The organism is Cellulomonas sp. PhB143 (assembly GCF_003752595.1).
In the GTDB taxonomy this organism is placed as follows: domain Bacteria; phylum Actinomycetota; class Actinomycetes; order Actinomycetales; family Cellulomonadaceae; genus Paraoerskovia.
Genome location: NZ_RKIJ01000010.1, coordinates 35,633 through 50,165 on the forward strand (window position 1 = coordinate 35,633; position 14,533 = coordinate 50,165).

A 14,533-nucleotide genomic window follows, 5' to 3' on the forward strand; every position below is an offset into this window, starting at 1 on the left:
CGGCCGTCGTCCACAGGAGCGGTCCGCTCCGCGGCGGTGCGGGAGGTGTGCGCCATCTCACGTCACCCGGTACGGTTCGACCGTGGTGGACGACGCGGACGCGACCGTGAGCGTGGAGGTGCGCCGGAGCCGCCGGCGCAAGAGCACCGTCAGCGCGTACCGCGACGGCGCGCGCACGGTCGTGTCGATCCCTGCCCGGTTCACGCGCGCGGAGGAGCGCGAGTGGGTCGAGCGGATGCTCGCGCGCCTCGCCGACAAGGAGGCCCGCCGCAGGCCCTCGGACGCCGAGCTGCTCGAGCGCGCGACGGCGCTGTCGCTGACCTACCTGGGCGGGCGCGCCCATCCGTCGAGCGTGCGCTGGTCGGGGAACCAGGGCAAGCGCTGGGGCTCGTGCACGCTGATCGACGGTTCGATCCGGATCTCCTCGCGTGTCCAGGGCATGCCGTCCTGGGTCCTCGACTACGTGCTGCTGCACGAGCTCGCGCACCTGCTCCACGCCGGGCACGGACCCGCGTTCTGGGAGCTGCTGGCCTCCTACCCGCGCACGGACCGGGCCAAGGGCTTCCTCGAGGGGGTCGCGTTCGGCCGCGACCTGCCCGACGACGGCCCTCGCCCGGGCGGCGAGGTCGACGACCCGGACGACTGACCGCCGCCCGGCCGGGGACCCCTAGCGCGCGCCGGGGCCCTCGGGCCCGTCGCCGGCAGGGCCGTCGGCAAGTCCGTCGCCAGGTCCGTCAGCGCGGTCGTCGCCGGGCGCCCCGCCGCTCTGGTTGCCCGCGTCGTCGATGCCGGCCGTGTCCCCGGCGAGGATCGCCTCCAGCGCCTTGTCGAGGTCCGCCTCCTCGGCGCGCGCGGTCGCGCCCCGCTGCGCGTAGCCGGCGGGGTCGTCGAGGTCGACGGTGCCGGGCAGGAGGTCGGGGTGGTCCCAGACCGCGTCGCGGCCCGCCGGACCGGAGGCGGCAGTGATGTGCGCCCAGAGGGCGGCGGCGTCGCGGGAGCGGCGGGGGCGCAGCCGCAGCGCGACGAGCGCCGAGAAGACCTGCTCGGCGGGACCGCCGGCCGCGCGTCGCCGGCGGACCATCTCGCGCAGCGGCACGGCGTGCGGCAGGTGCGGCAGCGCGGCGGTCGCCGTGACCTCGTCGACCCACCCCTCCACGAGCGCGAGCGTGGTCTCGAGCCGCACGAGCGTGGCCTTCTGCTCGTCGGTGTTCTCCCCGCGGAAGACGTTGCCGCTGAGCGCGTCCTGCAGCGCGGTCGTGTCGCTCACGTCGATGGAGCGCACGCGCTCCTCGAGCGTCTCCAGGTCGATCGTGATGCCGCGCGCGTACTCCTCGACCAGGCCCAGCAGGTGCGCGCGCAGCCACGGGACGTGGGCGAACAGCCGGGCGTGCGCCGCCTCGCGCAGCGCGAGGAAGAGGCGTACCTCCTCGAGGGGCGCGTCGAGCCCCTCCGCGAACGCCTCGACGTTGTTCGGCACGAGCACGGTGACGTCCTCCTCGAGGAGGGGGACGCCCACGTCGGTCGCGCCGAAGACCTCGCGCGAGAGCGTGCCCGCGGCCTGCCCGGTCTGCATGCCGAAGACCGCGGAGCCCATGCGCCGCATCATGCTCGCCGGGTCGATCTGCCCGAGCACGCCGCCCAGCGCGCCCGGCGGGAGACCAGGGATCGAGGCGTCGGCGTCGAGACCGCCCAGCTCGCCCATCTGGTCGCCGAGCACGGTGGCGAGCGCCTCGGAGACGGAGGCGGCGACGGGCGCGACGAGCCGTCCCCACGCGGGCAGCGTCGCCTCCACCCACTCGGAGCGGCTCCACGCCTTCGCGCCGCCGCCCGCCGGTGGCAGGTCCGTGACGACGTCGAGCCAGAGCTCCGCGACGGACAGCGCGTCCCGCGCGGCCTTCGCCTGGCTCGCGACGACGACCGGGTCCCCGCCGGTGACGGCGACCTGGCGGGCGACGTCGTGGGCGACGTCCGTGTTCACCGGGGAGTCGCCCGAGGACGCCAGCACCCGCTGGACCTGGGCGAGGACCGCCTCGAGGGCGCGCGGGTCGTCGCCGACCCCGGCGCCGCGCGCGAGCGCCTGCGGGTCGAGGCCGCGCTCGCGCATCTGGCGCATCGCCTCGTCGGCGTCGTCCCCGAGCATCGAGCGCAGGAACTGCTCCCACTGCTGCTCGCCGGGTCCGGTGCCGTCGTCGGGCGTCTGGCTGCTCATCGGTGCTCCTCGCGTCGGCTGCGTCCCGTCACGGTAACCACATCCGGGGTGCGGGCGCGGCCTCCGCACGCCCGCCGAGGGGGTCGGTTCGCTCAGGGCGCAGCAGGCGGGTGCTGCGGAGGTGGGTCCCGGGATCGGTCATGATGGGGCGGTGAGCACCGAGAACCGCGGCAGCGACCGCACCGAGCCCGCGGGCGAGCACGCCGGGGACGCCGGGTACGACGCCGCGCCGCAGGACGAGCGCCTCTTCCGCGGCCTGCGCGGTCCGACGCCGCGGTCCACCACGCTCGGCGTCGCGCTCGTCGTGATGCTCGGCCTGCTCGCGGTGATGGTGCTGCTGCCGGCTCCCTACGCGGTGCGTGCGCCGGGCCCGACCGAGAACACCCTGGGCACGCAGGACGGCAAGGACCTCATCACCATCAGCGGCGCCAAGACCTACCCGGCGAGCGGTGAGCTGCGGCTGACGACGGTCTCGGTCTCGGGCGGCCCCGGCTACCCGGCGCAGGCCCCGGCCGTCGTGCGCGGGTGGCTCGACGCGAAGGACTCGGTCTACCCGGTGGAGGAGCTGTTCCCGCCCGACGAGTCCGCCGACCAGGTCGCGGCGCGCAACGAGGCCGACATGGTGTCCTCCCAGGAGAGCGCGACGGTCGCCGCGCTCACGGAGGCGGGCTACGACGTGCCGGTCACCCTGACGGTGCAGGGCACGGTGCCCGACAGCGGCGCGGACGGCGTCCTGGAGAAGGGCGACGTGATCGTCGCCCTGGACGGCGAGAAGATCGTCACCTACCAGGACCTCATCGACCGCCTGGACGCCACCACGCCGGGCGACGACGTCGTCGTGGGCGTGCGCCGCGACGGCGCCGCGAAGGACGTGACCGTCACGACCGGCGGGAGCGACGGCAGGACCGTCCTCGGCGTGCTGCTGGGGACGGACTTCGACATGCCGGTCGACGTCGACATCCAGATCGGGGACATCGGCGGGCCCAGCGCGGGGACGATGTTCGCCCTCGGGATCGTCGACAAGCTCACGCCCGCCGACGAGGCCGGCGGCAAGGTCATCGCCGGCACGGGGACGATGGGCGTCGACGGGGTGGTCGGGCCGATCGGCGGGATCCGGCAGAAGCTCTACGGTGCCCAGCGCGACGGGGCCGCATGGTTCCTGGCCCCCGAGTCCAACTGCGACGAGGTCGTGGGCCACGTCCCGCCCGGTCTGCACGTGGCCGCCGTCGGCACCCTCGACGAGGCGGTCGACGCGATGACGGCGATCGGCTCGGGCAAGGGCTCCGGCCTCACGTCGTGCGAGGACGTCGCCGCGGCCGGCTGACCGGTCGGTCCTGCAGATCAGTCCTGGAGGGTCGCCCCGAGCGCCTCGACGAGCCCCGGCACGAGGTCCGCCCCGAACGCGACCTGACCGTCGTCGTCGTGCGACCGTGAACGCAGCGCGCACCAGCTGGTCCCGTCGCGGAGCACGCCGGCGGCGATGCGCACGTCCTCGCGGGCGGGGTGCTGCGCGAGGTAGGCCAGCGCCTCGTCCTGGTCGGCAGGGACGTCCTGCTCCGCCTCCGGCGGCAGCACGATGCGCTCGACGACGATGGCCGCGCCGTGCACCGCGCCGGGCCACCCGACCCGGGCGAGGAGCCCCTCGACGTCGTCGGTCGCCTCGATCTCCTGCTCGACGGAGGTCAGGTGCCCCGAGCCGGTCCGCGCGGCGGCGACGACGTCGTCGGGCAGGCGCGCGGCGAGCGACGGGTCGTCGGCGAGGGCGCGCTCCGTCTCGACCAGCGCGAACAGGCGCGGCGGGCCGTCCCACCCGGAGGCCGCCACGTGCTGCTCGATCTCGCGCACCGCCTCCGCGAGCGCGACGGTGCCGGTCGCGAGGGTCGCGGGCGCCGGGGCGCCGGAGGGCTCGCCGGGGGGGCTGTCGGGACCGGCGGGGGAGAGGTCGTCGTCGTGCGGCATGGGTCAAGCCTCCCAGACGCGGTGCCGACGGGCGCACGGCCGCGGGCGAAGGTCACGAGCCGGTGAACGTCTGTGCCACGTCAGCCCACGAGAAGGTCGTGTGTGGGAAACTTGTCGGGCTGCTGGACGTGCCAGCACCGTCGCACTCCCGGACCCGGTCGTCGTCGACGCAGGACCCAACGAAGAGGTACCCGTGACATTCTCCGCAGCACCCCGCAAGGCCCCGGACGGCCCGCCGCCGTCGCGACGGAGGAACCCGCTGATCCTGGCGCTGGTGGTGGTGGCGGTCCTCGTCGTCGTGCTGCTCCTGCTCGCCCAGTTCTGGACCGAGGTCCTCTGGTTCACTCAGCTGGGCTTCCAGCAGGTGCTGTGGACGGAGTGGGGGACGCGGGCGGCGCTGTTCGTCGTGGGCTTCGTCCTGATGGGCGGCGCGCTGTTCGCCTCGCTGTCGGTCGCATACCGCACGCGGCCGATCTACGCGCCGTCGACGCCGGAGCAGGCGACCCTCGACCAGTACCGCGAGGCCGTCGAGCCGCTGCGCAAGGTCGTCACCTGGGGCGCGCCGATCCTCGTGGGCTTCTTCGCGGGGACCGCCGCGGCGTCGCAGTGGCAGACGGTGCTGCTCGCGTTCAACCAGGCGTCGTTCGGGACCAAGGACCCGCAGTTCGGCATGGACGTCTCGTTCTTCGTCTTCACGCTCCCGCTGCTGAAGTTCCTCTCCGGCTTCCTCCTGGCGGTCGTGATCGTCGCCGCGATCGGCGCGGTCATCACGCAGTACCTGTACGGCGGGCTGCGGATCGGCGGGCAGAGCGGGAGCCGCGCCGGGATGACGCAGGCGGCGCGCGTGCAGCTGGCGATCACCGGTGCCGTCCTCCTCGTGGTCATCGCGCTCGGGTACTGGCTCGACCGCTACTCGCTGATGACGGACACGAACCAGAAGTTCGACGGCGCCTCGTACGCGGACGTCAACGCGGTGATCCCCGCCAAGACGATCCTCGCCATCGTGGCGATCGGCGTGGCGGTGCTGTTCGTCGTCGCCGCGTTCCGCGGGAACTGGCGCCTGCCGACCATCGGCGTGGGCCTGATGGTGGTCTCGGCGATCGCGATCGGCGGGATCTACCCCGCCGTCGTCCAGCGCTTCCAGGTCAACCCGAACGCCCAGGAGTTCGAGGCGCCGTACATCCAGCGCAACATCGACGCCACCACCAAGGCGTTCGGGCTGGACAAGGTGGAGGCCGAGCCCTACGACGCGAAGACCCAGGCGGAGGCCGGCGCGCTGCGTGCCGACGCCCAGACCACGGCCTCGATCCGCCTGCTCGACCCGCAGATCGTCAGCCCCACGTTCCGCCAGCTGCAGCAGAACAAGCAGTACTACAACTTCGAGCCCACGCTGTCGGTCGACCGCTACACGCTCGAGGGCCAGAGCGAGGACACCGTCATCGCGGTGCGCGAGCTCTTCCTCGACGGGCTGGGCCAGGACCAGCGCAACTGGGTCAACGACCACACCGTGTTCACGCACGGGTTCGGCGTGGTCGCGGCGTACGGCAACCAGACCGGTCCCGAGGGGCGCCCCGCCTTCTTCGAGGGGGACATCCCCGCCGAGGGCGCGCTCACGGACCTGGGCGACGGCTACGAGCCGCGGATCTACTTCAGCCCGCAGGCGACGGACTACTCGATCGTCGGCGCGCCCGAGGACACGAAGCCCTGGGAGCTCGACTACCCGGACGACGACGCGGGCGGGCAGGTCAACAACACGTTCGGCACGGACGGCACGGTCGCCGGGCCGAGCGTCGGCAGCTTCCTCAACAAGATGCTGTACGCGCTGAAGTTCGGCTCCGAGCAGATCCTGTTCTCCGACCGCGTCACGGACAAGTCGCAGATCCTCTACGACCGCAGCCCGCGCGAGCGCGTGCAGAAGGTCGCGCCGTACCTGACGCTCGACGGGCGCGTGTACCCGGCCGTCGTCGACGGTCGCGTCAAGTACATCGTCGAGGGCTACACGACGACGGACGCCTACCCGTACTCCGCGCAGCGCGCCATCGACGAGGCCACCGCCGACTCGCTCACCGGGACCTCGGCGTCGATCCAGGCGATCGCCCCCGAGGAGGTCAACTACATGCGCAACTCGGTCAAGGCGACCGTGGACGCGTACGACGGCTCGGTGGACCTGTACTCGTGGGAGCCGGACGACCCGATGCTCAAGGCGTGGGAGAAGGTCTTCCCGTCCTCGATCAAGCCGATGTCCGACATCAGCGCGGACCTGATGAACCACCTGCGCTACCCGGAGGACCTCTTCAAGGTCCAGCGCGAGCTGCTCACGAAGTACCACGTGACCGACGCGTCGGACTTCTTCTCCGGCCAGGACTACTGGCGCAACCCGGCCGACCCCACGGTGGACGGCCAGAACAAGCCGCTGCAGCCGCCGTACTACCTGACCCTGCAGATGCCCGACCAGAAGGAGCCGACCTTCTCGCTCACGTCGAGCTTCATCCCGGGTGGCAACACCGACCGCGAGATCCTCACCGGGTTCCTCGCCGTCGACGCCGAGGCGGGCAACGAGAAGGGCAAGAAGTCGCCCGACTACGGCAAGCTCCGGCTCCTGGAGCTGCCGAGGAACTCGACGGTGCCGGGCCCCGGGCAGGTGCAGAACACCTTCGACACCGACCCGACCGTCGCCAACGAGATCAACATCCTCTCGCGCGGCAACTCGGACGTCATCAAGGGCAACCTGCTCACCCTCCCGGTCGGTGGCGGCCTGCTGTACGTGCAGCCCGTGTACATCCAGTCCACGGGTGACGTGAAGATCCCGCTGCTGCGCAAGGTCCTGGTCTCGTTCGGCGACGACGTCGGCTTCGCGGACACGCTCGACGAGGCGCTGGACCAGGTGTTCGGCGGCGACTCGGGCGCGGACGCCGGCGACGCCGGCGGCAGCACCGACTCCGAGGTCCCCGACGCGCCCGTGGACGGCGAGGGCGGCGACGTGACCCCGACCCCCACGCCGACGGACACGGCCACCGCAGAGCCCTCCGCCGAGCCCTCGGCCGAGCCGTCCTCCGGCACGGGCGGGACGAGCGACGACCCGTCGGCCGACCTCGACAAGGCGCTCGCCGACATGCAGGAGGCGCTCGACGACGGGAACGCGGCGCTCGCCGACGGCGACTTCGCCGCGTACGGCAAGGCGCAGGACGCGCTGGACGACGCGATCAAGCGCGCGGTGGCCGCGCAGGACGCGGTCGAGGGCTCCTGATCCGCGGGGTGTGACGGGCGTCATGCCCCACGGGCCCCAGGCGATTTGGCCTGGGGCCCGTCGCCGCGTAGAGTGGTGCTTACCGACGCGGGGTGGAGCAGCTCGGTAGCTCGCTGGGCTCATAACCCAGAGGTCGCAGGTTCAAATCCTGCCCCCGCTACTCAGGGAAGTAGCACGAAGGCCCGGACCATACGGTCCGGGCCTTCGTCGTTCCCGGACCGTGCCGCGGGAGTGCCGGGTGTATCAGGCGCCGCCGAGGAGCCCTCCCTCCGGGTGACCGTTCGATCTGCCGGCACCGAGGCCTGCGGGCCACGGCCGCGGGGGAGCACGGAGGACGACATGAAGCGGCTGGTGCTGTGCTGCGACGGCACGTGGAACTCGCCGGTGCGCGAGAGCGTGTCGAACGTCGAGAAGATCGCCCGGGCCGTCGACACGGGGGTGATGCCCGACGGCGTGGAGCAGGTGGTCTTCACGGTCGGCGGCGTCGGCGCCGGCGGCTATACCGTCGACAGGCTGCTGGGCGGCGCGTTCGGCTACGGCCTCACCCAGCACGTCGTCGACGGCTACCGGGTCCTGGCCCTCAACTACGAGCCGGGCGACGAGGTCTACGTCTTCGGCTTCAGCCGCGGCGCGTACACGGCGCGCTCGATCGTCGGGATGACCGCCGCCGTCGGGCTGCTGCGGCCCGGGGCGGTCCTGCAGAACCGGCTGCGCGACGCCGAGCGCCTCTACCGGGCGCGCAGCGACGCGAACGCGGCCGAGCGGCAGGCGTTCCGCGACGAGTTCGCCTACCGGACCCTCCCGGTCGCGATGCTCGGCGTCTTCGACACCGTCGGGGAGCTGGGCGTCCCCGGCGTCACGAGCCGTCGCAGCCGCTTCCACGACGTGCGCCTGTCCGACGACGTGCGCTGCGCCCGGCAGGCGCTCTCGATCGACGACCGCCGGCTGAAGTTCGCACCCTGCCTGTGGGAGGTGCCCGACGGCGCCGCGCCCGGTCGCGTCAAGCAGGTCTGGTTCCCGGGCGCGCACAGCGACGTCGGCGGCGGCACGCAGCACCAGGCGCTCTCGGACGTGACGCTGCGGTGGATGCTCGAGGAGGCGCGCGCGCTCGGGCTCGTGGTCGACCCCGAGCGGCTGGACGCCCAGCTCGACGACGAGCCGCTGTTCCAGCTGCGGTGCGCGCCCGGGCCGCTGTACGCGGCGATCAACCTGTGGCGCCGGCTGCGCCGGCACCCGGGGTTCCGGGGCGACCGGCGGGTGCTCGAGCCGACGAGCCCCGGGGACGGCGTGCGGATCTCCTCGACCGCCGTGCGGCTGAGCGGACCGGGCGCGGGGGACTACGGCGCGTTCGCGCGGAACATCGGCTGGTGGCGCGAGCGCGCCGGCGAGGACTTCGGCGGCGCCGTCGAGCCGATCGCGTTCGCCGAGCACGACGAGCGCCGGCTCGTGGTGCTGTGAGGCGCGTGGGAGCCTGAGCGCATGAGCCCTTCGACCCCGGACGCCGCCCGGGACGCCGCGGGCCTCGTGCCGGCGGGCGCGCACGTGCTCGGCGAGCCCGGCGCGGCGGTGACGATCGTCGAGTTCGGCGACCTCGAGTGCCCGTACTGCCGCGACGCCGCGCCCGTGCTGCGCGACGCCGTGGCGTCGTCGGGCGGGCAGGTGCGCCTGGTGTTCCGCCACTTCCCGCTGTTCGCGGTGCACCCGCACGCGCTGACGGCGGCCCTGGCCGCCGAGGCGGCCGCGCAGGCGGGGGCCTTCTGGGCGATGCACGACGCGCTCTTCGCGCACCAGGACGACCTCACCGACGCCGGCCTGGCCCGGGTCGCCGCGTCGCTCGGCGTCGACGGGCTCGACGGCGCCGCGGTGGTCGGGCAGGCCGCGCAGCGGTTCGGCGACGTCGTCGAGCGGGACTACGCGGACGCCGTGGCGGCGGGGGTCGAGGGCACGCCCACGGTCTTCGTGGACGGTGCGCGCCTGACCGGGCGGATCACGCGGGCGAGCGTCCGCGCGGCGGTGGACGCGGCGCGCGCACGTCAGCGGGGCTGAGCCTCCGGCGCGACCCAGGGCCGCGGCGGCAGCGCGGCGGGCGGTCCGTCGTCGTCGGGCGTGCACAGGGGCGAGCGCTCCCCGAAGAAGCGCAGCGTCACCGACCCGAGGACGGCCGCGAGGACCGACGCGGTGAGCACGCCGACCTTCGCCTGCTCGACCAGCGCGGGATCGTCGAAAGCGAGGCCGGTGATGAACAGCGAGATGGTGAACCCGATCCCCGTCAGCAGCGAGCCGCCGAGCAGGTGCGTGTAGCGCACGCGGCCCGGCAGCTCGCCGACGCCGCTGAGCAGCGCGAGCGCCGACGCCCCGAACACGCCGACGGTCTTGCCGGCCACGAGCGCGACGACGACGCCCACGGTGACCGGAGACGAGGCGACCTCGCCGAGCGACCCTCCCGTGAGGTCGATCCCGGCGTTCGCGAGGCCGAACAGCGGGACGACGACGTACGCGCTCCACGGGTGCAGCACGCGCTGCAGGCGCTCCGCGGCCGGCACGGCGGCCCGGGCGGCGAGCTCCGTGAGGTGCTCGCTCTCGGCGGTCGCGTCGCGCGAGAGCGAACGGGCGTAGTGGGGCACGCGCTCGACGTCCTCCCGGCGGGCGAGCCCGGCCGGGACCAGGAGGCCGAACACGACCCCGGCGAGCGTCGCGTGCACGCCCGAGGCGTGCACGGCGCCCCACAGCGCGAGGCCGGTCAGCACGTAGGGCGTCAGGCGCCACTCGCCCAGCACCCGCAGGCCGACCAGGACCGCGACGAGCGCGGCCGAGACCGCCAGCCACGGCAGGGACACGTGGTCGGTGTAGAAGACGGCCATCACGGCGATCGCGCCGATGTCGTCGACCACCGCGAGGGTGAGCAGGAACAGGCGCAGCTGGTCCGGGCAGCGGGGCCCGAACAGGGCGAGGACGCCCACGACGAACGCCGTGTCCGTCGACATCGGGATGCCCCAGCCGTTCGCGCCGTCCGAGCGGCCCGCGATCGCCAGGAAGACGAGCGCGGGGACGACGAGGCCGCCGAGCGCCCCCAGTGCAGGGACCGCGGCGGTGCGCCGGTTGCGCAGCTCGCCCGTCGTCAGCTCGCGGTTGATCTCGAGCCCGATGACGCAGAAGAAGACCGCCATGAGGGCCTCGTCGACCCAGGCCTGCAGGTCCATCGTCAGGCCACGCCCGCCGACGGTGACGCCCGCCGGCGTCTCCCACAGCGTCCGGTAGGCGCCCGCCCAGGGCGAGCTCGCCCACACCACGGCGACCACCGCCGCCGCGAGGAGCAGGACGGCGCTGCCGGCCTCGGTGCGCAGGAAGCGCAGCATCTGCGGTGCCACCGGCCGGCGTGCGAGGCGCAGCGGGGGTCCGGGCCTCGGTGGCGGTGCGTCGGTCACGGGTCAACGGTCGCGGCCCGGGGCGCGGAGCGCAACGGCAGCCGTCGGTCCCGGCGGGGGAGCGGGTCGCGTGCGGGCTACCGTGGGCCCGTGAACCGACCCGTGCCCGTCGATCAGCACCGCGCCGACGTCGCTGCGCTCCTGGCCCCGCTCGTCGCGCAGCGGCCCGTGCAGCGCGTGCCCCTCGCCGAGGCGCTCGACCGCGTGCTGGGGGCGGACGTCGTCGCCCCCGTCGCGGTCCCCGCCTTCCGCAACTCCCAGATGGACGGCTTCGCGGTGCGCGCGGCCGACGTGCCCGACGGTGGGGCGCGCCTCGCCGTCGTCGCGGAGGTCCCGGCCGGGTCCGGCGAGCCCGCGCCGCTGGCGCCCGGCACGGCCGCCCGGATCATGACCGGCGCGCCCGTGCCCGCGGGGGCCGACGCCGTCGTCCCCGTCGAGGCGACCACGCTCGGGAGGTTCACGGCGGGCGAGCGCCCGGCGCAGGTCGATGTGCTCGACGCGGTCGCGGCCGGAGCGTTCGTGCGCGAGGCGGCGAGCGACGTCGCCGCCGGGGACGTCGTCCTGCCCGCGGGGACCGAGATGGGACCCGCGCAGGTCGCCGCCGTCGCGGCGTGCGGGCTCGCCCAGGTCGAGGTGGTCGTCCCGCTGCGGGTCGCGGTCGTCTCGACCGGGAGCGAGATCGTCGCGCCGGGCGAGGCGCTCGGGCCAGGGCAGGTCTACGACGCGAACGGCCCGGCGCTCGCCGCGGCCGTGCGCCGCGCCGGCGGGACGGTGGCCCTCGAGGCGCGCTGCGGCGACGACGCGGACGCGCTCGCGGCGGCGCTCGCGGACGCGGCCCTCGTGGCCGACCTCGTGGTGACGTCGGGCGGGGTGAGCCAGGGAGCGTACGAGGTGGTCAAGGACGTGCTCGCGGGCACGTCGACGGTCGAGTTCCGGTCGGTCGCGATGCAGCCGGGCGGCCCGCAGGGGCTCGGCCGGCACCGCGGCACGCCGCTGCTGGCGTTCCCCGGCAACCCGGTCAGCGCGCAGGTCTCGTTCGTGGTGTTCCTCCGGGAGCTGATCGAGGCGGGCGCGGGCCGCGCGGCACGCTCCGGCGAGCGGCACGAGCGCCGCCGGCTGCAGAGCGGCACGACCTCGCCCGCCGGGCGGCGCCAGCTGCTGCGGGGAGCGCTCGGGCCCGGGGGGAGCGTGCGCGTCGTCGGCGGACCGGGCTCGCACCTGGTGGCGTCCATGGCGCGGGCCGACGTGCTGATCGACGTGCCCCCCGGGACGACGGAGCTCGCCGCGGGCGACGAGGTGGAGGTGTGGCCGCTGTGAGCGAGGACCAGGTGAGCGAGGACCAGGTGGGCGAGGACGAGGTGAGCCGGGTGACGCAGGACGTGCTCGACGACGCGGTGGCCCGCGCCGTCGAGCACGCCGTCTCCGCGCCCGAGTGCGGGGCCGTCGTGACCTTCCGCGGGGTGGTGCGCGACGTGGACGACGGCCGCCCGGTGCGCGACCTGGACTATGAGGCGCACCCCGACGCGACCGCGGTGCTGCGCGCGTGCTGCGCGGCGGTCACGGCCGAGACGGGGCTGCGGGTCGCTGCGGTGCACCGCTACGGCGCGCTGACGGTGGGCGACGTGGCGCTCGTGGCGGCGGCGTCCGCGGGCCACCGCCGCGAGGCGTTCGAGGCCTGCTCGCTGCTCGTCGAGCGCATCAAGGCGGAGGTGCCCATCTGGAAGCGCCAGCACTTCACCGACGGTCCGTCGGAGTGGGTCGGGCTCTGACCGGGCGGCCGGCCCGGCAGGTGCCCGGCGTCAGGCGAAGAGCGCCGAGCCGTACTTGAGCAGGATCGCGGCGGCGAGGAGCACGAACCACGTCGCGGTGAGGTAGCCGTAGGCGCCCGACCGGACCACCGTCATCGCCACGGACTGCACCCGCCGGGGCCACGGCACGGTCCCCTCGAGGATGTTCCAGTGCAGCATCGAGAGGAAGACCAGCGTGGTGGCGGCGGTGACCGACAGGCACCACGGGCACAGCGCCCCGATGACGAACATCGACTGGTACAGCAGCCAGTAGGCGAAGATCACGCCCAGCAGGTAGACGCTCTGCGCGGCGACCAGGAACCACCGCGGGAACCGGATCCGGGACAGCCCCAGCACGGCGAGGGTGATGACCACCGGTTCGGAGACCAGGCCCAGGAACGAGTTGGGGAAGCCGAACAGCGCCGACTGCGGCGCGGAGCCCACGGTGCCGCAGGAGACGATCGCGTTGATGTCGCAGGACAGGACCGTGCCGGGGTTCGTGGCCAGCTCGATCGCGTCGACCGAGAGCACGAACGAGGCGACGAGCGAGACGATCGCGCCCACGAGCATCTCGCCGAACAGCCACGCCCGGGAGTGGAAGAACCCGGCGGGCCGGTCGGGACGCGCGGCGGCCGGTCCGAGGTCGAGGTCGTCGAGGTCCTCGCGGGCCGCGGGACGCGCAGCGGTGGTGTCGTCGGTCATGGCCTCGGCAGTCGTGGTCGTCCGGTGGGGTGGGGCGAGCGCCCCGAGCATAGCGTCAGCCCCCGATCGCTCCCATGGAGCGCAGGGTCGGGGCGAAGGTCTCGGGGTCGGGCGCGCCGTCGTCGAACCCGTGGGCCCACGGCTTGGCCCACATGGCGACCTGCCAGGCGGCCGCGAGCGCGTCGTCGTCCGCCCCCGAGCGGAGCAGGGCGCGCAGGTCGGTCTCCTGGTCGCCGAACAGGCAGGCGCGCACCGTCCCCTCGGCCGTGAGCCGGGTGCGGTCGCACGCGCCGCAGAACGAGCGGGTCACGGAGGCGATGACGCCCACCGTCTGGGGGCCGTCGTCGACCAGCCACTCCTCCGCGGGGGAGGCCGGGTCGTCGCGCTGCAGGGGGGCGAGGCGGAAGTCCCGCCCGAGCTCGGCGAGCAGCGTCTCGGCGGTGACCATGTGCTCGCGGGCCCAGCGCTGGTCGGCGTCCAGCGGCATCTGCTCGATGAACCGCAGGTGGCAGCCGTGCGCGACGGCGAACGCGAGCAGGTCGCGCGCGCCGCGCAGCGTCTCGGGCATGAGCACGGCGTTGAGCTTGACGGGGGCGAGCCCCGCGGCGAGCGCGGCCCGGACGCCGCGCAGCACGGCCGGCAGCCGGTCGCGCCGTGTGAGCTCGGCGAAGTGGGCCCGGTCCACGCTGTCGAGAGAGATGTTGACCCGGTCCAGGCCCGCGGCGAGCAGCGCGCCGACCTTCCGGTCGAGGCCGATGGCGTTGGTCGTCATCGAGAGCGACGCGCCGGGGGCCGCGGCACGGCAGGCGGCGACGATCTGGACGATCTCCGGGCGGACCAGGGGCTCGCCGCCGGTGAGGCGGACGTCGGTGACGCCGAACCGCTGTGCGGCGAGGCGCACGAGGCGGCCGATCTCCGCAGGCGTCAGCAGGTCCTCGCGCGCGACGGCGGGCAGGCCCTCCGCCGGCATGCAGTAGGTGCAGCGCAGCGAGCACTTCTCGGTCACCGAGATGCGCAGGTCGCGGGCGACGCGGCCGAACCGGTCGACGAGCGCGTCGGTGTCCGGGCGCCCGGCCGTCGACGGCGCCCGCCCCGGCGCGGGGCGCACGCTGGGGATCCCGAGAACGACGGCCACGGTCGCGATGCTACCCGCGCGGGCGCCGGTCCGGAATGGTCCGGGCGAGCGTCTGGTTGAAGGTTCAAC

At 74.4% G+C, this 14,533-nt stretch carries 12 protein-coding genes and 1 tRNA gene; 8 read left to right on the plus strand and 5 right to left on the minus strand.

Annotation, left to right across the window (positions count from 1 at the left end):
* Nucleotides 1-82 precede the first annotated feature (82 nt).
* A complete protein-coding gene (locus tag EDF32_RS04220) occupies nt 83-646 on the plus strand; it encodes a YgjP-like metallopeptidase domain-containing protein (protein ID WP_233565692.1) in 564 nt (187 codons plus the stop codon).
* A 21-nt stretch (nt 647-667) separates the two neighbouring features.
* Here the strand turns inward: EDF32_RS04220 and EDF32_RS04225 are convergent, their stop codons facing one another.
* Nucleotides 668-2,209: a zinc-dependent metalloprotease gene (locus EDF32_RS04225; RefSeq protein ID WP_123307299.1), complete on the minus strand. Its 1,542-nt coding sequence runs from the start codon at nt 2,207-2,209 to the stop codon at nt 668-670.
* Nucleotides 2,210-2,360: 151 nt separating this feature from the next.
* On the opposite strand from EDF32_RS04225, the gene EDF32_RS04230 reads away from it, so the two are divergent.
* Entirely contained in the window at nt 2,361-3,533 is a 1,173-nt protein-coding gene (locus tag EDF32_RS04230; RefSeq protein WP_233565693.1) for a PDZ domain-containing protein, read from the plus strand.
* Nucleotides 3,534-3,550: 17 nt separating this feature from the next.
* On the opposite strand, the gene EDF32_RS04235 is transcribed toward EDF32_RS04230, so the two are convergent.
* Nucleotides 3,551-4,168 carry a PPA1309 family protein gene (locus EDF32_RS04235; RefSeq protein ID WP_233565694.1) on the minus strand — a complete coding sequence of 206 codons (618 nt, stop codon included), beginning with the start codon at nt 4,166-4,168 and terminating at the stop codon, nt 3,551-3,553.
* A 193-nt stretch (nt 4,169-4,361) separates the two neighbouring features.
* On the opposite strand from EDF32_RS04235, the gene EDF32_RS04240 reads away from it, so the two are divergent.
* The 4 genes from EDF32_RS04240 (at nt 4,362) to EDF32_RS04255 (ending at nt 9,461) form a co-directional block, all read left to right on the plus strand.
* The gene (locus EDF32_RS04240; RefSeq protein ID WP_233565695.1) at nt 4,362-7,415 is read left to right on the plus strand and encodes a UPF0182 family protein; all 3,054 of its coding nucleotides are present in this window, start codon (nt 4,362-4,364) and stop codon (nt 7,413-7,415) included.
* Nucleotides 7,416-7,501: 86 nt separating this feature from the next.
* Nucleotides 7,502-7,575, plus strand: a tRNA-Met gene (locus EDF32_RS04245).
* Between the two features lie 179 nt (nt 7,576-7,754).
* Complete coding sequence (locus tag EDF32_RS04250) at nt 7,755-8,873, plus strand: DUF2235 domain-containing protein (protein WP_123307301.1); 1,119 nt, start codon at nt 7,755-7,757, stop codon at nt 8,871-8,873.
* A 21-nt stretch (nt 8,874-8,894) separates the two neighbouring features.
* A complete protein-coding gene (locus EDF32_RS04255) occupies nt 8,895-9,461 on the plus strand; it encodes a DsbA family protein (protein ID WP_123307302.1) in 567 nt (188 codons plus the stop codon).
* Here EDF32_RS04255 and nhaA read toward each other — a convergent pair.
* Nucleotides 9,449-10,840, minus strand: coding sequence for a Na+/H+ antiporter NhaA (gene nhaA / locus EDF32_RS04260; RefSeq protein ID WP_233565696.1), 1,392 nt, complete (start codon nt 10,838-10,840; stop codon nt 9,449-9,451). The two genes, EDF32_RS04255 and nhaA, sit on opposite strands and share 13 nt — an antisense overlap.
* A gap of 90 nt (nt 10,841-10,930) precedes the next feature.
* Here nhaA and glp point away from each other — a divergent pair, with 90 nt between their 5' ends.
* Both glp and EDF32_RS04270 read left to right on the plus strand, forming a co-directional pair.
* Nucleotides 10,931-12,157, plus strand: coding sequence for a gephyrin-like molybdotransferase Glp (glp, locus tag EDF32_RS04265; protein ID WP_123307303.1), 1,227 nt, complete (start codon nt 10,931-10,933; stop codon nt 12,155-12,157).
* The gene (locus tag EDF32_RS04270; RefSeq protein ID WP_233565697.1) at nt 12,154-12,609 is read left to right on the plus strand and encodes a molybdenum cofactor biosynthesis protein MoaE; all 456 of its coding nucleotides are present in this window, start codon (nt 12,154-12,156) and stop codon (nt 12,607-12,609) included. The genes glp and EDF32_RS04270 overlap by 4 nt, the downstream gene beginning before the upstream one ends.
* A 30-nt stretch (nt 12,610-12,639) precedes the next feature.
* Here EDF32_RS04270 and EDF32_RS04275 read toward each other — a convergent pair whose 3' ends face one another.
* Both EDF32_RS04275 and moaA read right to left on the minus strand, forming a co-directional pair.
* Nucleotides 12,640-13,329, minus strand: a complete 690-nt coding sequence (locus tag EDF32_RS04275) for a vitamin K epoxide reductase family protein (RefSeq protein ID WP_123307304.1) — start codon at nt 13,327-13,329, stop codon at nt 12,640-12,642.
* A 55-nt stretch (nt 13,330-13,384) separates the two neighbouring features.
* A complete protein-coding gene (moaA, locus tag EDF32_RS04280; RefSeq protein ID WP_199734818.1) occupies nt 13,385-14,464 on the minus strand; it encodes a GTP 3',8-cyclase MoaA in 1,080 nt (359 codons plus the stop codon).
* Nucleotides 14,465-14,533: the final 69 nt, after the last annotated feature.

What these genes read in the sequence shown, in the direction of transcription:
- EDF32_RS04225 (WP_123307299.1), bottom strand. Translation starts at nt 2,209, where the DNA reads ATGAGCAGCCAGACGCCCGACGACGGCACCGGACCCGGCGAGCAGCAG.
- EDF32_RS04250 (WP_123307301.1), top strand. Translation starts at nt 7,755, where the DNA reads ATGAAGCGGCTGGTGCTGTGCTGCGACGGCACGTGGAACTCGCCGGTG.
- EDF32_RS04255 (WP_123307302.1), top strand. Translation starts at nt 8,895, where the DNA reads ATGAGCCCTTCGACCCCGGACGCCGCCCGGGACGCCGCGGGCCTCGTG.
- EDF32_RS04275 (WP_123307304.1), bottom strand. Translation starts at nt 13,329, where the DNA reads ATGACCGACGACACCACCGCTGCGCGTCCCGCGGCCCGCGAGGACCTC.
- EDF32_RS04235 (WP_233565694.1), bottom strand. Translation starts at nt 4,168, where the DNA reads ATGCCGCACGACGACGACCTCTCCCCCGCCGGTCCCGACAGCCCCCCC.